Raw genomic sequence first — 20,394 nt, forward strand, 5'->3', positions numbered from 1 at the left:
GCGATATAACGGCGCTGCGCAAGTTCAGCATATGGCTTGACGAGAACCACCAGAGCCAAATCAACGGTCGGATTGAGGATGGGCAGCTGGTCGGTCTGGTGAAGGACTTTGCGGGCAACGATGCCGTACTACTGGGCGACACCAAAGTGGCGTTGGAGCACAAAGACATCGCAATTATAGCCGTTCTGCTGCTGGGTGATACGGGTGGGCTCCAGGTGGGCTCCTAGCCGTCGTGCGAGCTGTGCCGAGGGCTGGTCGTTGAGCCGCCCGGCGGAGTCTTGACGGCACGCGGGTGCTGGTCAGGCGACTGGGGCAAAGGCGGCAGCCAGGCAGGCTGCACCTCGACGACCTGAGGCACTCCAACACCGACTCGGTCATAGGGCTGTTACACAGGAGTCGCGCTGCCGATCAGCCAAGCCTCCGATCAGTCCCGAGCCGAGCTAATGGCTTCCTTCAGAAGCAGAGAGCGATCTGACGCGGGGCGTTGAGTCTCGGTCGCTACCGTCAAGTAGATCAGCGCTATACGTGGGAGTGTCTGGCGCTGATCGCCGACACCTCGCTGTCGGGCCTGCGCGTCGTGCGCGAGCTCGACACCATCATCCGCTGGCCGGTGATCCTATTTGGATCGTAGTCGGTGCAAGCCAGGCGTGATGCCGCGCGATCTGGCATCCTGGGCGAATGGTGTCGAAATTCCTGCTCGACGCCTATATTTGCTGAGTGAACGGCAGCGCGCTAGCCGGAGTTCCCCCCTTTGCGGCGTCCGCATAATACGCTTTTGCCTCTGCTTCGTCGGCAAAGGACCGCGTTGCGCGCGACTGGCTCGTGGCACGCGTGCGATTCATGACGCGCCAATGGTGGAATGGTGCGAAGTGCGGGAAGCACTGAACGAGTGGCATTCGCAGAGCCCCGTCTCCACGGTACGCCTGATGCTCGTGCAGAACCTGCTGACGGCTGCGATTACGCGCGCGCCGGCCTGAGCGGAGGTAGCGCTGGCGCTCATGCGCGGACCGGACGCCGTCGCGACGGCCATGAGCGCGGAGGCGACAAAGGTTGTTGATGCCGTGGCCGCGGACGCTGCCGGCGTCGACGTCGCCAACATCAAGGCACGGTCCTCGAATTCGTGGACGGTGAGACAGCTGCTAGTTCGGCGGACAAGATTGCGGCCAAGCTGCAGACCTCAGTCAACGAGACAAGGGCCTTGGCCCAGGCACTGGTGCCCGACGACGGTCCGGCTCATCGACCGTAAGCGACGCGAAAGATGAGGCGAGCACCGCCGAATCCGTCGGCATCGGCAAGCTCATCGAAATTTCCGACACCGACCTCGACGCGCTCGCGCGTGTCGCGCAAAGCGAGGTGGCAATCTTCGCCAGATTTGGCGATGACAGTTGCGCGGCGGACTCGCTGCCGTTGACGAGCCGCTCCGGCCGTTTCCTTCAATTGCGTTTTCTGGTTCATCCGTAAGTGAGCCGGGAATCCTGATCACCAGTTGCGCCGCGCACCATCGAAAAGTACTCGATTCAGTGCCGGCGACTTCCTTGTCGGGACGAAACGCGAAGTTGGTTCAGCAAAACCTTCAAATCATAGCATCGGCTATCGGCGTAATCTCAGTAGAACTGGCACATGCCGGCTGCGCTCGGCGTTGGTCGAGGAAGCGCGTCAATCCGCCGGGCTACTTCTCGGCCGCGACCGTCTCGTTGAGCACCGTGGCTAGATGGCAGGCCGCCGAGCGCCAGCTCCTGCACGACGACAGGCGAGAGATTGTCGAAATAGGCGTGGTCGAGGATCACCACATGCGGGTTGTCCGCCTCGGTCGACGTGCCCCTGGGCAACGCGCGATAGCGTCCTCCGCTGTTGGGCGGCCAGCCTAGAAACGGCGACCCGGGCGTGTCGCATCCAATGTCACGCGTTCCGTCTCTGCGCGCCACCTTGAACAGTCAGCCCTGTCGAGGTTCGCTTCAGGCAGTGGCGACGGGGTACCCAGCGGCCGAGATGAGGCACGACACAATGCCGTTTGAATTACCCGAGCTCGTGGATCGCAACGTTGGGAATGATCGCCTTGGCGATGTCGCATAGGTGCTGCTCATGGGTGAGATAGATCACCTGACCGACGTTGGCCATTTCGCCGAACAGCCGGAAAACTTCCTCCGATCTGAGATGAGCCACTGCTTCTTGCCATTGATGGCCACCACACGTTCGTCGAGATGCCATTTGTCGCCCAGGCAGCTGGCTGACCGTCGCTTGATCTCCGGGCGAAATGCCGTCCGAATTTCTCGGCCCAGCTTCGAATGGTGTGATGCGTGACGATGATACCGCGGGCCGACACGCTGCCGTGCGCAGGCTGAGCGGAAGGCGAAAGTAGAGCCATACTGCGTGCGCAATGAACTCGGGCGGGAAAGCGGTGGCGACGATAAGCGGATCATGAGCAACTTTCTGACATCGTCCATGTACGCACATTCTTCATCAGCCGTCAGTTAACTTTACGGGGCCTTCAGATCACCATGCTGAAGCAGAAGAAATTACCAAGGCTCTAATCGCCTGGATGACAGTTCAGCGGCAGGACAAACCTAACAATTGTCCCACACACGACAATTGTGACGCCCTGTGGGTTGAGGCTCGTGCGCGAGAGCCTTTTATCGATAAGCGACTGGACCCTATGGAACTTCCGAGTTTCTTCGAACACCTTTACATATGTGGCGCGAAAGTTGCTGTTCCCCCTTGCAGCGTGCTGACACCAGAAAGCCTGGCGTACGGCAACATGACTGGAGTGGCATCCGCCAAACCAGTTCAGGTACTCATACGGAAAAGGAATGCACCATGCAGAAGAAGATCGCAGAAACCACCACGGTCATCCGTACGACCGGCACGGTCTAAATGACCTGGCAGAGAGGCAATGCGCCACCCTCCTCAATCGAAAACGGTGAGCAATATGGTCGATTTTGTACAGTCGAATGCGTTTGCGTTGATTTCGGAGGCGGTTGGCGCCCACGCAATTACATCGGCGTGCTTTATGCGACGCTGGGCAAGCCTGGTGGCGATGCGCCGGACTATCCTGGATAGACCAGCGGATCAGGTCCTGATGGGTCGACATCCGTTTTTGGGCGTCGCGTCATTGGCGCGATACCGGATCGCCGCCACATGGCCAAAATCGCAGCTTCGGGCCGATTAGGCCGAATACGCAGCCGCGTTCATGGCCAAAGCGGGCACGTCTTCTCGGCCTGCCGAACGCGATCCAATTTGTCGCCTAGATGACATCGCCATCGAAAAGCGCTGGCAAGGCGAGTGGCTCAAGCTGGCACGGGTTTTGCCCAGCGGTTGTTGGAGCGGCGCGACGACCGCCAGCCTTGGGAGCTTCGTTGCCGATCGCGTCATGCGTCGTTTGTTTAGTGAGGTGAAATGCGATCTGGAGTTCTAATTTGGGGTGGGGCAATAGTTGCGTTCGGCGCATGCGGTGCAGCCAATTCGGCCAATCTCAACAGGATGGTCGAGCCGGGACCGGCGGTCTGGGACTGGACCGGAGGATATATTGGCGTCCACGGCGGCGGAGGCTATGGCGGCACGTCCTTTAGTGATCCTTATGGCCCATCGATTTATGGAGACGTCGTCAGCACTCCGGTGTTCCTGGCCGGAGGCCAGCTCGGCTACAATTGGCAAAGAGATAGGTTGGTATTCGGCGCCGAACTCGACGCGAGCTACGCTGTCTCCGACGGCACAAACAGCTGCTTTGCCTTCTCAGGCACTGCTGTAATAGACACCTGCCACGCAGGTCCGAACTCCTTTTTCACAGCGACCGCACGTGTCGGGTACACGTTTGGCCCGCAGGGCCAAATGCTGGCCTACGTCAAGGCAGGCGTAGCTTGGCAAAACAATCGTGGCGAGATCGCCAACAACAACGAATTTTTGAGGCAGGACTTCCCTGGGTTCGGACGGCACACAACACATTTCGATTATGGTCGCTTCGGTTGGAGCCTCGGAGCTGGCGTTGAGCAAGCGCTCTCGCCTGATTGGTCTGTCAAATTCGAGTACGACTATATGGGTTTTAGCGGGACGCGGTTAACGACTCCTTCGACTGTGCAGTACCCACCTCTTGGATTCGTCTCCACCAGCAGCAGCAATTTATCTAGTAGCTATCACGTGGGAAAAGTCGGCCTGAATTACCATTTTGGCGTCTCCCCGCGATCTATGGAACGGAATGATACACTACTCTCGGACGGGGCGACAGAAGCCCAGCCTATTGTATATACAGGCGATTGGTCCTTCGAGGGTGGCTCACGGGCCTGGCTCAGCCGGGGGATATTTCAGTGGGATTACATCCTTGCGCCACCAACACTTGGGGATGAGAGCATCCCCAGCTCAAGGCTGACGTACAGGGGGTTGGACGGCCTTTCGGGCGAATTTTTCGGACGCCTTGATAGCCCCTGGGGGATATTCTTGAAGGGCAACATTGGCGCCGGACGCTTCGACAAAGGACGGATGAACGACGAAGATTCGAGCATTGACAAACTCGCCTACAGCAACACCTTACACGGCCAAGCAAATGGAAAGTTCGCGTACTACACGGCTGATGCGGGCTTCAACTTTCTGCGCGGTAGTACCTATAAACTGGGTGCATTCGTCGGATGGACCTATTACGGCCAGAAGTCGGATTCGATCGGATGCGTGCAGATCGCTTCGCCGTTCTTTCCATGCCAGGTGCCAATGCAGCCTCTGATCACTGGCCGCCAAGAATCCGATTGGAATGCGCCGCGCATCGGCCTTTACGCCGAGACTATGCTGCTTGAGCGCTGGCGTGTGAGCGCCGATGTTGCTTACCTGCCGTGGACGGACTTCCGTGGTCGTGACGACCACCTTCTTCGGCCTAGACCAACTTTCTACGATCAGCGGGGGCAAGGTGGCGGGGGCGTTCAGGTGGAAGGAGCACTATCCTACTTCTTCAACAAGAATTTCGGCATCGGCATTGGTGCCCGGTACTGGGCAATGTGGACGAAGAACAACAGCAGTGTTACCTATAACTGCATCTGCGATGACGTCGGCAATATTGTTAAGCAGCCTGCTCTTGCTAAGTACAGCATGGAGCGGTGGGGCACGTTTATAGAGTTCTCCTACAGGTTTGACTGAAACGTATATTTATGGCTTGAAGTCTGTTTAAACCGCTGTTGCCGCAAAGAGCACCCGATTGCGCGGTATTGGCCTGTAGCAGCTGGGGAAGGCTTCTCCCCAAACTTGAAGAGGGGTCGCATGGGAGGCAAAACCTCAGGCCGAGTGCCAAAGACGACAGTTGGCGACCTATCGGTCGTTTCACATTGGTCAATCCTGCACGATGGTAGTTGCGACGCGCCATCGCCGCGCCTCCAGGTCACCGGCGCCGCGGATGTATCATGTTGGTCCGGGGGGACGCTCCTGCTTTCGAGTTAGCGTCGCACGAAGATGTTTTCTCGGCAATGGACGCATGCTGGCTCGCCTATGCAAGGTTCATGGGTAGGTTGCCGCCAGAGGAGGCTGTGGCGGAAGCCTAGAAGGGCACTCCGGAGATGAAGCTCGTTGCGCTTCGCACCACGCCACTCTCTGTCGCCGGCCGATTGGCCGCCCGCGCGGCCGGCGCCCCGCTCACGACAATCGACCAGACGATGGAGCAACTACACTTGGCCTCACTCGGTGACGTCTCGCCATTCATCCTGAGGGCGCCGACGCCGACACCATTTCACGCCGGTCGTCTGCTCGATCTCGATTTCGCCGTCCCGCAGGCGGTGCTGCTCGCCACGTGATCGGGCAGCCGCTGATCGGGTTGGAGCTGGACAGGGCTCTAGCCGCCGGTAACGCCCATCCATTGCATGTGTAATGCATAGCAAGTGACATCGTAGGGCGTTGTGCGACCTTCGTCAGCATCGGAATTAGTGGCCCGGCAACGCCGATCATAGAAGTCCGCTTGTGCCTCACTTGCAGGCAGTTCTCACATTCGATATCGCCATGATGTTCGGACCATGGAGGTCAGACGCGGCCCGGCTTGCCATTGAGGTCACCAGGACGAATGCTGTGCCGCACGCCTCGCCGGGGCGGTCTGCCCCGCGTCCCGCCTCAGACGGCGCTATGTTGACGCTCCTTAGGCGCCCTGTTGAACCGGTCTCGGCGTCCGAACCGGCTCGACGATGAAATGAAATGTCCTGCGGCGGACATTTCATCGTATGCGCTTTGTACGTCCTCCTTTGCTTTGACCGCATACGCGGCGCGGCTAACGCCGGAATTGATAAAGTTCTCGGCGGGAGAGGGACCGTTAGCAGGGAAGGTTCAGGCGGCTCGGGTCTGAAGCGAGGGTCAGATGCCGCCCATGCACAGATACTTCATCTCCAGATAATCCTCGAGCCCGTGGCGCGACCCCTCCCGCCCGATCCCGGACTGTTTCACGCCGCCGAAAGGGGCTGCCTCAGACGACATTCGCCCGGTATTGATGCCGATCATGCCGTATTCCAGCGCTTCGGCCACACGCCAGACGCGTTGCAGGTTGGAGGCGAAGAAATATGCGGCGAGGCCATAGATCGTGTCGTTGGCCGCGCGCACCACCTGGTCCGGATCTTCGAAGCGGATGATCGGCGCCAGAGGCCCGAAAGTCTCCTCCCGGGCCACCTCCATGTCGCTGGAGATACCGGTCAGAACCGTGGGCTCGAAGAACGTGCCGTGGGAACCGATCCGCTCCCCTCCGCATTGAATTACGCTGCCCTTCGCCACGGCGTCGGCGACATGCGCCTCAATTTTGGCAAGGGCATGCTTGTCGATCAGCGGCCCGATCGAAACGCCTTCCCCGAGGCCGTCGCCCACCGAAAGCTGGCGAACCCGTTCCACGAAGTTGTCGACGAACGCGTCATGCACGGCCGACTGGACATAGAGGCGGTTGGCGGAAACGCAGGTCTGGCCCGCATTGCGGAACTTCGCCTGGATCGCGCCATCGACCGCGGCATCGACATCGGCATCGTCGAAGACGATGAAGGGCGCGTTGCCGCCGAGTTCGAGGCTGACCTTTCTTGATTTGGTCCGAGCACTGGCGCATCAACAGCCGTCCCACCTCGGTTGAACCGGTGAAGCTGACCTTGCGGACTTTCGGGTTGCAGCACAGTTCGCGCCCCACCGCGTCCCCTTCGGAAGCATAGATGAGGTTCACGACTCCCTCGGGGAAGCCCGCCTGCGCGGCGAGCGCGAACATCGCTCCGGCGACGAGTGGCGTCTGCTCGGCCGGCTTCAGCACGATCGTGCAGCCCGCCGCCAGTGCCGGCGAAATCTTGCGCGCCACCATCGAAGCCGGAAAATTCCAAGGCGTTATCATTCCAACAACGCCGATCGGCTGCTTGATCACGAACATTCGGCGGTCCGTCGACGGCGCCGAGATCGTCTCGCCGTAAATCCGATTCGCCTCCTCTGCATACCATTGCAGGTAGGCGGCGGCATGCAGGACCTCGGACCTGGATTCAGAAAGCGGCTTGCCCATCTCGACGGTGAGGATAGCTGCGAGATCGTCGGTTTGGTTGACGATCAGCTCGTGCCAGCGCCACAGGGTGTCACTGCGCTCGCGCGCTGTAAGTGCTGCCCACTGGCCCTGGGCGGAATAAGCCTTTTCGATTGCGACCCGTGTTTCTTCAACGCCCATGTCAGGCAAATCAGCTAGCAACTCGCCGGTCGATGGGTTGAATACCTGGAACTCGTTAGTGCCCGCCGGCGCTCCGAGCGCTGGCACGCGGTCGATGGCGCCGAACAGATCCGGGCGTTTCAGGTGGCGAGTTAGCGAACGATACAGGGACAACAGCACCCTCCGAAGACTTGCAGAACGATCCAAGGCCCGCAGAGCGGAAGACCTTTAAGTCGAGCTGAGCAGCTTGCACATAGAGCCTGCGAAGCCAGTCCGCAGAAACCACAATGCGCGCGGGTTCCGCGTTGCTACCAAAACGACCTTCGACCACGTCTTTGCCCTAAAATCGCTCGGCATCTGGTCGACCGTTCACGGTGAGCGGCCCGCGATAACCTGACGCTGATCGGCCATTGTCAGCGCGCCTGCGGTCTTATGAAGGACGCGAGCGTTGTGCTCAAGGCCACGAGCGACGAAACTAGGCCGCTGATAGAGTTTGCGTGAACGCCGAGTACCCAGGCCTCGTCGGCCCGGTGATCCATGTCCACAGATCACTCCTCCGTCTTTGCAATCTATCGTCTTTCTGCTTCCCTCCGCCCTGTATGCGGTTTTCCCGCACTCCAAATGGAGCGGATCGGCCAGCGGGATCGCGCCGATCGCGCGCCCAGATCGCCCAGTTCATAGCCGAACGCCCGGTCCTCAATGCTTGGCGCAGGGTGAGACGATATCGAACGCGCATAGCGGACTTATAATGGATCTGAATTTGTGCCGTTAAACAGATTATTTGCTTTATGAGACGGCGGCCAACTAACATGCGGGCTCCACTCTCGGTGAGTGGCATAGGGGAACACGACAATGACAATAACCCGAGAATTCAAACACGCACTGTCAGTCGGCATTCTGGCGGCAGTCGTTGCCGTTGGCGTTGCTGGAACGGCGGCGGCCGAGACGATCAGGATTGCTCATGCTACGTGGGCGGGCTTCGGCCCGCTTTATCTGGCCAAGGAAAAGGGCTATTTCAAAAAGCATGGCCTCGACGTGGAACTCAACGTGATGGAAGAGGGACCGTTGCGCTTTGCAGCATTGCGCGGCGGTCAGGTCGACATCGTGTCAACTAGCCCTGACGCGGGTCTCCTGTTCATGAAGAAAGCCGGAGAATTCAAATATGTCGGGATGCTCGACCAGTCCTACGGTGCGGACGGCGTCGTCGCAAACAAGGACATCAAGACCGTCGCCGATCTCAAGGGACACTCCGTTGCGGTGATGAAGGGCTCAGTATCTGAATATTGGCTCAACCTTCTCCTGCTGCCGACCGGCGTGAAGGAGAGCGATCTCGATACTGTCGACATGACGCCTGGCGACGCCGGCGCAGCGTTCGTGGCAAAAAAAGTTGATGCTGCGGTAACCTGGGAACCTTGGCTCTCACGCGCCAAGAAGACCGACCACGGAAACGTCATCGTCGACAGCACGACGACCCCCGGCGCGCTGGGTGATACATTGGTGATGAAGACGGACTATGCCGACAGCCATGCCGAGCAACTGAAGGGACTCCTTGAAGCTTGGAGCGAGGCCGTCGAATTTGCTCGTCAGAATCCTGATGAAGCCAACAAAATCATGGCGGCCGGGGTAGGGGGCTGGCTTAAGGACCCCAAGGCCTTCGGGGAGGTCCTCGCGAGCATCCAGTTCTACGATCTAAAACAGATGAGCGCGTTCGTCGGGACCCCGGACAAGCCGGGCCCGTTCCAGGATGTCCTGGCAAACGCGGTCAAGATCTGGGCCGGCCTTGGAAAAATGAAAGTTGACACCAAGCCTAGCGACATCATCTTTTACAAGGCATTCCAGTAGATGGCGCGCTCCTTTTCGCGCTATTTTGAGCCGAAGAAGGAAATCCCGCGACGCGTTTATCTGACGATAAGCACGTCGGTCGGGATTCTCATCCTGATCTTCTGGTCATTCCTCTCATACGGGGGCTTTGTCGAGGGGGATTTTCTTCCAACGCCAAGCGCGGTCCTCTCGGCGCTCTTTACTCTTGTCGCCGACGGTTCGCTCGCCCGCAACGCCTGGGCGAGTTTCATCGAGATCATGACGGGTTTTATCCTGAGCTCCCTGATCGCCGTTCCGCTCGGCGTGCTGGTGGGGAGTTTCCGCATCGTCCAGGCGGCGCTTGAACCGATCGTAAATTTCTTCCGCTATCTGCCGATCAGCGCCTTGATCCCGCTTCTGATCCTGTGGGTCGGGATCGGATTGGAGGAGAAGATCGCGATCATCTTCCTCGGCACCTTCTTCAACCAATTGATCATGGTCGCGGATGCCTCCGCGGCGGTTCCCTCCGACCTGCTTGACGTGGCATACACCCTTGGCGCCAACCGCCGCATGGTCGTTTCCAGGGTGCTTGTACCCGCCACGATGCCCGGCATCATGGATGCCTTGCGCGTCAGCATGGGCGTGGCATGGACATATGTGGTCATAGCCGAGCTGGTCGCCTCCCGCGAAGGCCTGGGCTACCTGGTTCTCAACGCATCGCGCGGCCTTTACACCGACCAGATCTTTGTCGGTATCCTTGTGCTCGGAACGCTTGGCTTGATCTTCGATCGGCTGCTTCGTCTGGCCAAGGAGCGACTTCTGCCCTGGTCATCTGACGTCTAGGTGCTCCCGTCATGGAAAAATTGAGAATCGAGGGCGTCGGCCTTGAGTTCACGCCCAGGGATCACAAGACCGTCACTGCGTTGGATAACATCTCGCTCAATGTTGCCGAGAAGGAATTCGCGGTCATCGTGGGGCCATCGGGATGCGGCAAGTCGAGCTTACTCCGCCTGGCGGCGGGCTTGATGAGACCGACGTCTGGCGCGATTTGGCTGAATGACAAACTGGTCACCGAGCCGGGCAAAGAGCGCGGCATGGTCTTCCAGTCCTACACCTTGTTTCCCTGGCTGACGGTCCAGGAGAACGTTGAATTTGGCCCGCGATTGTCCCACGTGGCGAAGGCGGAGCGCTCGAAGCTCGCCCGCGATTACCTTGCCCAGGTCGGGCTTGAGGGCTTTGAAGATCGCTATCCGAAACATCTCTCGGGCGGGATGAAGCAACGCGTTGCGTTGGCCCGGGCTATGGTCAACAACCCGGATGTTCTGCTTATGGACGAGCCGTTCGGCGCGCTCGACAGTCAGACGCGATCGCTGATGCAGGAGCTGTTGCTGTCAGTTTGGGAAAAGTCCCACAAGACAGTCCTTTTCGTCACGCATGACATCGACGAGGCAATCCTGCTCGGCGACACCGTCTACGTCATGACAGCCAGGCCCGGCAGGATCAAGGAAACCATCCCCATCGGAATCGCGCGCCCGCGCACGGTCGACCTCTTGACGTCGCCGGAATTCGTCAGCCTGAAAAGGAGGATCATGAAACTGATCCACGACGAAGCGGTGCTGGCGGGTCGCTGAACAGACGCTCGAGGTTTTCGCCGGCTCACGTCGGACTGAAGCGCCGGCTGGCCGCTTGCTCTACTTCTCGTCCCGCGAAACCGAAATCTGCATCAGGATTTCGCCGAGCTGCTCGGCGACATTGCGCAGCAAGGGAAGGCGGTCCTTCAATTGCTTCTTGGGCAGCCTGTATGCCGGCGCGGTCAGCGCGACCGCCCCGACGATTTCCGACCTGTTCGGCACGACGATCGGCACCGCGATCGAATAAAGGCCCTCGTCCACTTCCTCGAGGTTGGTGGCGAAACCTTGCGCGCGCACATGCTCCAACTCGCGCTGCAAGCGGGCAACGTCTGTTATCGTGTGCTGGGTCAGTTGCGTGAGGCCGTGCTCGAGAGCAATCTTGAGGGCGTCCGCGGTCGGCATGTAGGCGAGCCAGACCTTGCCGGCGGCAAATGCGTGGGGGATGACGCGCTTGCCCAGGATCGACACCACTCGCACGCGGTTGTTGCCCTCGGCTCGGGCGACGTAGCGCATTTCGCGCCCCTCCACCAGCGCAAGCTGCACAAGCTCTCCCGCGTCCTCGGCTGCCCGTTTGAGCACGGGTCCGCACAACTCCTCGATGCCCAACTGATCGGCATAGCGCGCTCCCAACGCCAGGAACCGGAGCGACAGCCTGTAGCGGCCTGCCTGGTCCTTGGTGACGTATCCCTCCTGGTGCAATGTCGCCAGCATCCTCGACGAAGCGCTCGCCGTCAGATCGGTTTGTCGTGCCAGATCGGTGACCGAAGCACCGTGCTTGGTGAAACTGAGAGCCTCCAGCAGCTCCATCATCTTTTCGATGTTTGCCACCCGGGCGGAGGCCTTGAGCTCCGTCATTTGCGTTCCTTCCTGTGGTCGCACCTGACCATCCGTGACCGAGACCGGCATGAAACGCAAGCCTCTTGCAAATTTCCATTCTATGGGCTTGACTCATTTTTGCAAAGGTGTTGCAAATTGCAAGTCAATTACGAACAAGAGGACGCATGCGTTGGGATACATCGGCAGAAACATCGCGCGGCGTGAGGACCGACGTCTTCTGGTGGGCAGGGGACGCTTCATCGCCGACATGCAGTTTGCGGGCATGCTGCACGCGCGCATCCTGCGCAGCCCGGTGGCTCATGCGCGCATCAAAAGTGTCGATCTCAGCGCTGCGCTTGCGCTGCCTGGCGTGGCGGCGGCAATCAGTAGCGCGGATACGCGCAGCCTGCGGCGCTATGGCAGTCGCCACACGGGCTGGCCGGTGGGCGACAACGCGGTGTTCCTGGAGGACAAGGTTCGCTTTGTCGGCGACGAGATTGCCGCGGTCGCGGCGATCGATGAATTCACTGCCCGGGACGCTGTCGAGCTGATCGAAGTTGACTATGAGGAACTGCCCGCGGTCGTCGACCCGGAAAAGGCGATGGCCGACGGCGCGCCCATTGTTCACGACGAGCTTGTCAGGGCCGGCATCATCCCCAGCAACGTCATGGCCACCAAGACCTTGCGCGCGGGAAATATCGAGGCGGCCGCCGCGCGCGCTGACGTAACGGTCTCGGCTCGCTTCTATTGCAATCGGCCGGTCTGCAATCCGCTGGAAACCCACGGCGTCATTGCATTGTGGGACGAGGCGACCGGCGAGCTTACTGTGTGGTCAGCCTCGCAGGCGGTCAACCTTGTGCGCAATGGCCTGGCGGAGGTGCTCGACATTCCCGCTTCCAAGGTTCGCGTCATTGCGCCCGACATCGGTGGCGGCTTTGGCGTCAAGGTCGGCCTTTTCGCTCACGAGATAATCGCCGCCTTGCTCTCGATGAAGACTGGTCGCCCGGTCCGCATCCTGCTGGACCGAAGCGAGGAGCTTTCATCCTGCACCTCCCGATGCGCGCAGATCCGCTATTCCGAAATGATGCTCGACAGGGACGGGAAGATTCTCGGTTGGCGCGAGCGGGTCGTCCAGGATCAGGGCGCGTACGCCTATTCGGGCCTGAGCGTTCTCCAGATGGGGTCGATCATCGGCATCCTGCCCTACAAGATCGACAACGTTCTAATCGATACTTTCTGCGTCTACACAAACAAGAACTCCGGCGGCGCCTACCGGGCTTACGGCGTCCCTCAGACCTCGTTTGCCCGCGATTCCCTGGTTCACATGGCAGCAAAGAAACTCGGCTGTTCGGCCGAGGACATCATGCGCCGCAATATCGTGCGCAACGAGGAATGCCCCAAGACCATGTCGCTCGGCCAAATCATCGACTCCACCGGCGTGGATCAGTGCCTCGAAAAAGTCGTTTCCGAGGTCGACCGGCTCGGGTGGCGCAAAGACCCTCAGCCCTATCATGGCGTCGGTTTCTCCACCGTGCTCAAACACTCGAGCGCGCGCCATCCCAGGATGGATTACGACCATGACAGCGTGCGCGTCTGCTTGAGCAGCGACGGCTCTATATCGGTGGAAACTTCGGCCTGCCCCCAGGGTCAAGGGATGTTCACGACGTTGGCCCAGATGGTTGCCGACCGTCTCGGGGGCAGTCTGGACTCCGTGCACGTTACGGGCGGGGATTCGAGCGGGCCAAGGGGCCTGGGCACCTGGGGAGCGCGGACAATCACGATCACGGGCAACGCGCTGCATCGCGCCTGTGGCGAGGCTCGGTCAAAGATCGCCAAGGTTGCCGCGCATGTCCTTGAAGTTGACGAGAGCGAACTTGAAATCGCTGACAGCATCGTCAGCGTGAAGGGCGGCTCCAACCGGCAGCTGAGCTTCGCCGAGATCGTGGGGATTTGCGAAAGGCACGGCAAGCGGCTTCCCAAGGGCATGGAGCCAGGTCCGATCGACGTCCTTTCTTCCTATGACAGCCCGACAAGCAATCCGAACGAGGACGGCCACGCCAATCCGACGATGACTTATAGCGGGGCGGCACATGCCTGCTACCTCAAAGTGGATCCTGAAACCGGCAAGGTGACGCTGCTTGGCTACATCATGGCGGAAGATTGTGGCGTCGCGATCAACCCGGTCATCGTCGAGGGCCAGCATCAAGGGGCCGTCGCAATGGCTCTCGGGCAGGTGCTCTATGAGGGGTTGGAATATGACGAAGCTGGGCAACTGCTGAACAGCAGCCTTCGCGACTACTACGTGCCGTTGGCGACCGATATCCCCGATCTCTCCATGGTGCACGATTGCAGTGTCCCGTCGACGCGGACGCTGTTTGGACAAAGGAGCGCCGGCGAGACCGGCAATCCGCCGCCAATGGCAGCGGTCGCAAATGCTTTGGAAGAGGCGACCGGCATTCGTTTTACGGAGATGCCGATAACGCCCGACAAGATCCTCCTGGCCCTGCGCGCGCGCGAAAACGCGGGAGGCCGGTCGTGAAGGCATTCGAATATCACCGGCCGCACACCGTTAGCGAGGCTGTGGAGCTTCTGTCCAGGCATCAATATGAAGCCCGCATCCTGGCCGGCGGACAATCCCTGCTCAACATGATGAAATGGCGGTTGGCAGCGCCGAGCGTGCTGGTCGATGCCAACCGGGTCGCCGAGCTTTCATCGATAAGAAAGGAAGACTCGGCCGTCCGCATCGGCGCTATGGTCCGCTACCGTGACCTGCCGAGCGGCGTCCCTGAAGCCTGCGGCGCCATTCACGATGCCGTCTCGGTCATTGCGGATTTCCAAGTCCGGAACCTTGGAACGCTGGGTGGTTCGTGCTGCCAGGCCGATCCATTCGGAGACATGCCGAACGTCGTCGTGGCGCTGGGAGCAGAAATGACGGCCAGGTCCGTCCGCGGCGAGCGCCAGATCAGCGTCGATGACTTCTTCCTGGGGCCGCTCCAGACGGCTCTCGAGCCTGACGAGATGCTTTGCGCTATACGCCTTCCGCTTGGCTCCGCGCGTACCGGATCGGCGTACGAGAAGTTTTCTTGGCGTGAGGGCGACTTTGCCATCGTCTCGGTTGCCGCGGCGATCGGGCTCGACAGCGCCGGATCGGCGGTTTCCGGCCGGATCGTGGTCGGGGGCCTGGGAGTTGGACCGGTCCGTCTTGGCAGGACGGAGGAGGTGATCCTCGGTGCGGATAAAGGCGCCGATGTCATCAAGGCTGCGGCTGACCAGGCCTCAAGAGAGGTCGATCCCGAGGATGATCGCATCTACGGGTCTGCGCGCTACAAGCGCGAGCTGGTCAGGACCCTCACCGCAAAAGCATTGGCCCGCGCTTGGAACAGGGCCGAAAACCACAAGGGCTCAGCGACAAGATGAAACCGATCCAAGTCTCGATGACCATCAACGGCCAAGCCCAACGGGCGGACGTCGACACACGCACGCTGCTCCTCGACTTCATCCGTGATGCCGCAAAGCTCACCGGCACCAAGCGGGGTTGCAACGAAGGCAAGTGTGGCGCCTGTACGGTGATCTGCGATGGCCTTGCCGTCAAATCCTGCAACATGCTCGCCGCGACCGCCGATGGCTGCTCTGTCGAGACGGTGGAGGGGCTGGGAACCCTGAAGCAGCTCCATCCCATTCAGGAAGCCTTCCACAAGCACCATGGCCTGCAATGTGGCTTCTGCACCGCAGGGTTCCTGATGATCGCGAAGAACCTGATCGATCAAGGGCTCTCGCCGGATCACGACGACATCCGTCATGCCATCCATGGCAACATTTGCCGCTGCACCGGCTATCAGAAAATCGTCGAGGCCATCTCGGAAGCGGCTCAGACCTATCTCCCGGCCGCGGCCGAGTGAAAGGTGCGGGTATGTCATTTTGCTTTCCTCCCCCCGCCGTTCCCTTGATCCCGCTCGCGGGAAGCGATCTCAAATTCCCGGTTCGCCGGATCTTCTGCATCGGCAGAAATTATTCCGACCATGTTCGAGAAATGGGGTTCGATCCCAAGCGCGAGGAGCCGTTCTTCTTCACCAAGCCGGCAGACGCCCTCGTCAATGACGGAGCGACCATCGACTTCCCACTCGGCTCCGCCAATGTTCATCATGAGGTTGAACTCGTCGCGGCAATTGGGCGGCAAGGCAGCAACATTCCCGTCGAGAGAGCGCAAGACCATATCTTCGGCTACGCCGTAGGCAATGACCTGACCCGGCGTGACCTCCAGATCGCGGCGCGCGATCGTGGCAGACCCTGGGACATCAGCAAGGCCTTCGATCAGTCTGCTCACGTCGCTCCGCTGGTGCCGGTCAAGGGCGGGGCACACCTGAAGAAGGCAAGGATCAAGCTCGCCGTCAACGGCGAGACAAGGCAGGATTCCGATATTGCCGAAATGGTCTGGTCGGTCCCCGAGCTCGTTGCGCACCTGTCCCGTTTCCAGGTCCTGATGCCGGGCGACATCGTCTACACCGGCACGCCCGCTGGGGTGGGGCCGCTAAAGCCAAGCGACACGCTCGAAGCCAGCATTGAGGGCCTTCCCTCGCTCACGATCCATATCGCACACGGCGGTGGATAGCCATGACGGTGCCACGGCTATCCGCGCCGGCGGCATTGCTCGACAGGGATGGCCTCGGAAACCGCGGGCAGACAAAAAGGAGCACCGGCGAATGAAAGTATCGCTCGAGATCGAGGTCGCTGCACAGCCCGAGCTGGTCTGGAAGGCGTTGGCGGACGTGCCGCTTATCGCCTCCTGCGTGCCGGGGGCTGCATTGCTCGGGACAACAGAGGATGGGCGATATCGCGGAAAGGTCACCACCCGCGTGGGACCAGTCAGCGCCAACTTCACCGGTGAGGCAGCACTGGATCGCAATGACATGACCCGCAGCGGAAGGGTCGTGGGCAGCGGCCGGGACAGCATCACGTCCTCCTCGGCGAAGGCCGAAATGGAATTTCGGGTGCGCACCGGGGCGCAGCCTGATCGGACCCGCCTTGAGGTCGATTCTGAAATTACATTGGCTGGCGTGCTCGCTCAATTCGGCAAGGCCGCTGTCGTCAACGAGATCGCTAGGCGCATCGCCGAGCAGTTTGCGGACAATCTTTCGCGCCGGCTCAACGAGACCGCGCAGGCGTCGCCCGGCTCGCCAGTTTCGGTGCCGCAGATTGAGGCGGGCCGGCTGCTGCTCGACATCGCGTCAGCCCGCATCGCGCAGGCCGTAACTCCTTTCTGCACGAAGTTGAGATTGCGCAGGAAAAGCTGATCACCAACCGGCTCGATTTAACCAGCAGAGGATCCAGACATGAGTACCAAGACCTATTTCCGGTGTGGCAAGCTCTTCGATGGCGAGTCCGAAACCATCCTGAGCGACCAGACCATCGTCGTGGAGAACGGCAAGATCACCCAAGTCGCGGCCTCGAGCGAATTGCCAGCGGCCGATGACATAACCGAGGCCGATTTCGGCACCAATTTCGTGATGCCCGGCCTCATCGACGTGCATACGCACCTCGCCTACGGAAATGCCAAGACGGAAGAGGACATCGACCTCTATAGCTCGCTGGAGTTCCGGGCACTGCGTGGTGTCTTCTTCGCTCGCCAGGTGCTGGCCTCCGGCTTCACCACCATCGTCGCTCCGGGCGACTCCGGCATGGTTTCGCGAGCGGTCCGCGATGCGATTGACGCCGGCCTCTTCGAGGGCCCGAGCGTCACGGCAGCAGGGCCCTACATCACCAGCCGCCAGGGACTGACCGACTGGTATCCCACATGGATCGGCGTTCCCACCACATCGATCGGCGTGCTTGTGACGAGCCGCGACGAGCAGATCGAGCAGGTCCGCAAGCAGGTCAAGGAAGGGGTGGACGCCGTCAAGATCGCAATGGATGGCATCTTGCGCCGACCGAACGGCGAATTGGTGGCAGCGTTCACCATGGACGAGACCAAGGCGATGGTCGACGAGGTGCATAGGCTGGGAAAGATCGCCATCACGCATGCGCGCGGCCGCGAGGCCACTCTCTACGCCGCTAAGTCAGGCGTCGATCTCATCTTTCACGCCTCCGAGATTGACGACGAGGGGCTGGACGCAGTTCTGGCCAACAATTGCGCCATCTGTCCGACCTTGACGCTCTTGCGCAACACGCTCGATTTCGTCGAGCCGGAAGACCCGGCGTTCCGGGAGGGCCGCGCCAATGCATGGCGGCGGGAGTTTGATGCAGCCGTGGAAAATCTCCAGAAGGTGCGTAAGGCAGGGGTGCCGATGCCGATCGGGACCGATTCCGGTTTTGCCGTCACACCTTTTGGCGAATGGCACGCGCGCGAGATCGAGATCTTCGTCAAGGATCTCGGCTTCTCGCCCATCCAGGCGCTCAAGGCGGCCACTTCCGTCAGTGCTCGGGTTGTCAGGCCGAAGGACAAGGTCGGCCGGATCGCCCCCGGCTACCGGGCCGACCTGGTCGCGCTCAACAGTGATCCGACCAAGAATATTTCTGTTCTCCTTGAGCGGGACAAGTTTGCGGCCGTCGTTCGGGGCGGCAGGTTCGTTTCGACCGAGAAGACTTTATACGACCCCAAGCGCGTCAGCGACTTCGCCATGACAATCTCCAGCGACCTATACACACGCGAGCGGGTGGCTGAGCTCATGATGCAGCGTGCTTCGCATGAACAGGGCAGTCGTCTGAATTGAAGGCTGTCCCGCTGGGTGCCAGCAATGAAATTGCCGGTACCCAGCCGCTCGGTCATTGGAATCGCGGTGAGAAAGCGACCGAGGCCACAGCCAAAGTTTTTGGACAGTACTTACAGCCGAACGCGATCTGCGGGCGAGCGTTGCCGCATTAGTCTGGTAGCGCAGACGACGTCAGCCCGATACTTGCTTGCTCAGCGCTCAGCGCGCCATCACCACATCGGCCTCGATCTCAATCAGGGCTCCATCGCGGACGAACTGGTCGACCCTCACCATCGTGCTCGCTGGCAGCTCTCCATCGTTGAAAAACTCTCGGCGAACCTCGTGCACATCACGAATAGAAGCGTCGTCGATCACAGCGACATAGATGCGGACGCGCACGATGTCCGTCATGCTGCCGCCGGCCTTCGCGATTGTTGAACGGATATTCTCGAGAACCTGCCGGGTCTGTTCGCGCATCGACCGGCTGGCGATGACGCCCTTGCCGTCGACCCCGAGCTTTCCGGAGACAAAAAGAAGCGTGTGGTCGGAAAGGTCGACCCGAACAGCGTCGGAATAGGCTGCGCGCTGTCCCGCAAGTGCCTTGATTCCGCGGGACTTGTCACCTTCCAGATCGATATACGTTTTCAACATGTGCAAATTCCGCCGTTATTTTCGCTGAGGGCCAGCATCACCGAAATGGCAGCCCAGTTCCGTGCGCGTGCGTTGTTGCGGCGCGCTTCCACATGGAAGGATGGAAGTAGCTGCGTCGTTATTCCAATAATTATTTGGCGGGTTTCATAAACGCTCGTTATTGCGAGAGTTGCTCTGCCGCCCTGAGTCCGTACCATGGATCGGAAAACGCCGGCGCCACCCGGGCCGGGAAACAGGGGCTCAGATTCAGAGCTAAGGAACCGGCCTCAATTTCGGCAAAGCGTTTATGAAGTGCCGCGTTGTTGGTCTCGCATTGTCCTTATGAACGGCGGCGTAGATATTGGCGGCACCCAGATCCGGATCTTCGAGCCGGACCACCTGTACGGCGTCGTGGCCGTCCCTTTGATAGCCCAGCGGGATCAGAGCCACGCCTTCTCCAACGGCGACCCTTGCGATCACGTTCAGCGAAGGCGTCTCCGAGGCGGCAATCCGCGGCGCTTCACAAGTGCGGCGCAGCTTTGAGAGCAGCATGTCGTGACCGACGGGGTCATATTCGCGCGGCACGATAATGAAGGGCTCGCTGCTGATATCCTCCAACGTAATCTGCTGGCGGGCAGCCAGCGGATGCGACTTCATGATCGCCACGCCCATCGGCTGGTGCGACACCACCATCGTATCGTATTCGGGCGACGGCATTGGCAGCGTCGTGATGGCGACGTCCAACTCCCCACGATCCATGAGCCGTCTCAGGTAATCCCCGGGATGAACCTCGAAGCGGATGTTTATCTTCTCATTGGCCTTCTTGAAGGTCGCGATGCGCAGCGGCACGTCGCTGTAAAGCACAGAGGACTGCATCCCCAAGCCGAGGTGACCCAATAGCCCCTGGGCGATCTGCAGACCCTCCGCCTTCATTCTAGCCATCATCGCCATGAGATGCCGCGACTGGTCATAAAATGCCTCGCCGGCGGGCGTCAGGGCGACAGTTCGCTTGGTGCGGTCGAAAAGGCGAAAGCCAAGCTGTTTTTCCAGTTTCGCGATGTGCTGGGAAATACCAGGCTGCGTCGCATGCACCGCCTCGGCAGCCTTTCCGAAGTGCTTGTGGCGCGCAACTGCCATGAAACCTGGCAGCAAACGGATATCGAACATCGACAGCTCCCGCCTAAGGTGATGAAACATTATGTATCTTTATCAAAAGCGG

General features: G+C 60.2%; 20 protein-coding genes and 2 pseudogenes. 14 read left to right on the plus strand and 8 right to left on the minus strand.

Annotation, left to right across the window (positions count from 1 at the left end; genetic code table 11):
• Both RFM40_RS09225 and RFM40_RS09230 read left to right on the plus strand, forming a co-directional pair.
• Positions 1-227 (plus strand): hypothetical protein (locus tag RFM40_RS09225; RefSeq protein WP_320277442.1); only part of this gene is annotated, 227 nt, incomplete at its 5' end.
• A 257-nt stretch (positions 228-484) separates the two neighbouring features.
• Positions 485-631 (plus strand): hypothetical protein, encoded by a 147-nt coding sequence (locus RFM40_RS09230; protein WP_320251633.1) that lies wholly within the window; start codon positions 485-487, stop codon positions 629-631.
• A gap of 602 nt (positions 632-1,233) precedes the next feature.
• On the opposite strand, the gene RFM40_RS09235 is transcribed toward RFM40_RS09230, so the two are convergent.
• From RFM40_RS09235 to RFM40_RS09250, 4 genes and pseudogenes are all read right to left on the minus strand, one after another.
• Positions 1,234-1,455, minus strand: coding sequence for a hypothetical protein (locus tag RFM40_RS09235; RefSeq protein ID WP_320251623.1), 222 nt, complete (start codon positions 1,453-1,455; stop codon positions 1,234-1,236).
• Between the two features lie 149 nt (positions 1,456-1,604).
• On the minus strand, positions 1,605-1,829 hold the full coding sequence (locus RFM40_RS09240) for a hypothetical protein (RefSeq protein WP_320251622.1): 225 nt from the start codon (positions 1,827-1,829) through the stop codon (positions 1,605-1,607).
• A 187-nt stretch (positions 1,830-2,016) separates the two neighbouring features.
• Positions 2,017-2,163 carry a hypothetical protein gene (locus tag RFM40_RS09245; RefSeq protein WP_320251631.1) on the minus strand — a complete coding sequence of 49 codons (147 nt, stop codon included), beginning with the start codon at positions 2,161-2,163 and terminating at the stop codon, positions 2,017-2,019.
• Positions 2,157-2,410 (minus strand): annotated as a pseudogene (locus tag RFM40_RS09250) (IS6 family transposase); the annotation flags it as partial. The pseudogene RFM40_RS09250 and the gene RFM40_RS09245, both read right to left, overlap by 7 nt.
• Positions 2,411-3,187: 777 nt before the next feature.
• Between RFM40_RS09250 and RFM40_RS09255 the strand changes: the two are divergent.
• From RFM40_RS09255 to RFM40_RS09265, 3 genes are all read left to right on the plus strand, one after another.
• Positions 3,188-3,412, plus strand: a complete 225-nt coding sequence (locus RFM40_RS09255) for a hypothetical protein (protein ID WP_320212920.1) — start codon at positions 3,188-3,190, stop codon at positions 3,410-3,412.
• Positions 3,394-5,115, plus strand: a complete 1,722-nt coding sequence (locus RFM40_RS09260; RefSeq protein WP_320251621.1) for an outer membrane protein — start codon at positions 3,394-3,396, stop codon at positions 5,113-5,115. The genes RFM40_RS09255 and RFM40_RS09260 overlap by 19 nt, the downstream gene beginning before the upstream one ends.
• Positions 5,116-5,528: 413 nt before the next feature.
• Positions 5,529-5,762 carry a hypothetical protein gene (locus RFM40_RS09265; protein ID WP_320251620.1) on the plus strand — a complete coding sequence of 78 codons (234 nt, stop codon included), beginning with the start codon at positions 5,529-5,531 and terminating at the stop codon, positions 5,760-5,762.
• Positions 5,763-6,309: 547 nt separating this feature from the next.
• Here RFM40_RS09265 and RFM40_RS09270 read toward each other — a convergent pair.
• Positions 6,310-7,741 (minus strand): annotated as a pseudogene (locus tag RFM40_RS09270) (NAD-dependent succinate-semialdehyde dehydrogenase).
• Between the two features lie 723 nt (positions 7,742-8,464).
• On the opposite strand from RFM40_RS09270, the gene RFM40_RS09275 reads away from it, so the two are divergent.
• The 3 genes from RFM40_RS09275 to RFM40_RS09285 are packed head-to-tail and all read left to right on the plus strand — an operon-like array spanning position 8,465 to position 11,043.
• On the plus strand, positions 8,465-9,454 hold the full coding sequence (locus tag RFM40_RS09275) for an ABC transporter substrate-binding protein (protein ID WP_320251619.1): 990 nt from the start codon (positions 8,465-8,467) through the stop codon (positions 9,452-9,454).
• Positions 9,455-10,255 carry an ABC transporter permease gene (locus RFM40_RS09280; RefSeq protein WP_320251618.1) on the plus strand — a complete coding sequence of 267 codons (801 nt, stop codon included), beginning with the start codon at positions 9,455-9,457 and terminating at the stop codon, positions 10,253-10,255.
• 11 nt (positions 10,256-10,266) lie between these two features.
• Entirely contained in the window at positions 10,267-11,043 is a 777-nt protein-coding gene (locus RFM40_RS09285) for an ABC transporter ATP-binding protein (RefSeq protein WP_320212912.1), read from the plus strand.
• 60 nt (positions 11,044-11,103) lie between these two features.
• On the opposite strand, the gene RFM40_RS09290 is transcribed toward RFM40_RS09285, so the two are convergent.
• Positions 11,104-11,898 carry an IclR family transcriptional regulator gene (locus RFM40_RS09290; RefSeq protein ID WP_320212911.1) on the minus strand — a complete coding sequence of 265 codons (795 nt, stop codon included), beginning with the start codon at positions 11,896-11,898 and terminating at the stop codon, positions 11,104-11,106.
• Positions 11,899-12,049: 151 nt separating this feature from the next.
• Between RFM40_RS09290 and RFM40_RS09295 the strand changes: the two genes are divergently transcribed.
• From RFM40_RS09295 to RFM40_RS09320, 6 genes are all read left to right on the plus strand, one after another.
• Positions 12,050-14,398, plus strand: coding sequence for a xanthine dehydrogenase family protein molybdopterin-binding subunit (locus RFM40_RS09295; RefSeq protein ID WP_320251617.1), 2,349 nt, complete (start codon positions 12,050-12,052; stop codon positions 14,396-14,398).
• On the plus strand, positions 14,395-15,276 hold the full coding sequence (locus RFM40_RS09300; RefSeq protein WP_320251616.1) for an FAD binding domain-containing protein: 882 nt from the start codon (positions 14,395-14,397) through the stop codon (positions 15,274-15,276). The genes RFM40_RS09295 and RFM40_RS09300 overlap by 4 nt, the downstream gene beginning before the upstream one ends.
• A gap of 17 nt (positions 15,277-15,293) precedes the next feature.
• Positions 15,294-15,758, plus strand: a complete 465-nt coding sequence (locus tag RFM40_RS09305) for a (2Fe-2S)-binding protein (protein WP_320277443.1) — start codon at positions 15,294-15,296, stop codon at positions 15,756-15,758.
• Between the two features lie 44 nt (positions 15,759-15,802).
• Positions 15,803-16,468 (plus strand): fumarylacetoacetate hydrolase family protein, encoded by a 666-nt coding sequence (locus tag RFM40_RS09310; RefSeq protein ID WP_320251614.1) that lies wholly within the window; start codon positions 15,803-15,805, stop codon positions 16,466-16,468.
• A 91-nt stretch (positions 16,469-16,559) separates the two neighbouring features.
• Complete coding sequence (locus RFM40_RS09315) at positions 16,560-17,150, plus strand: SRPBCC family protein (protein ID WP_320251613.1); 591 nt, start codon at positions 16,560-16,562, stop codon at positions 17,148-17,150.
• A gap of 39 nt (positions 17,151-17,189) precedes the next feature.
• Positions 17,190-18,566 carry a metal-dependent hydrolase family protein gene (locus tag RFM40_RS09320; RefSeq protein ID WP_320251612.1) on the plus strand — a complete coding sequence of 459 codons (1,377 nt, stop codon included), beginning with the start codon at positions 17,190-17,192 and terminating at the stop codon, positions 18,564-18,566.
• 198 nt (positions 18,567-18,764) lie between these two features.
• On the opposite strand, the gene RFM40_RS09325 is transcribed toward RFM40_RS09320, so the two are convergent.
• Together RFM40_RS09325 and RFM40_RS09330 are read right to left on the minus strand one after the other, a co-directional pair.
• Positions 18,765-19,196, minus strand: coding sequence for a RidA family protein (locus RFM40_RS09325; protein WP_320251611.1), 432 nt, complete (start codon positions 19,194-19,196; stop codon positions 18,765-18,767).
• A 252-nt stretch (positions 19,197-19,448) separates the two neighbouring features.
• Positions 19,449-20,342, minus strand: a complete 894-nt coding sequence (locus RFM40_RS09330) for a LysR family transcriptional regulator (protein ID WP_320251610.1) — start codon at positions 20,340-20,342, stop codon at positions 19,449-19,451.
• Positions 20,343-20,394: the final 52 nt, after the last annotated feature.

It is taken from the genome of Mesorhizobium captivum (assembly GCF_033977165.1).
In the GTDB taxonomy this organism is placed as follows: domain Bacteria; phylum Pseudomonadota; class Alphaproteobacteria; order Rhizobiales; family Rhizobiaceae; genus Mesorhizobium; species Mesorhizobium captivum.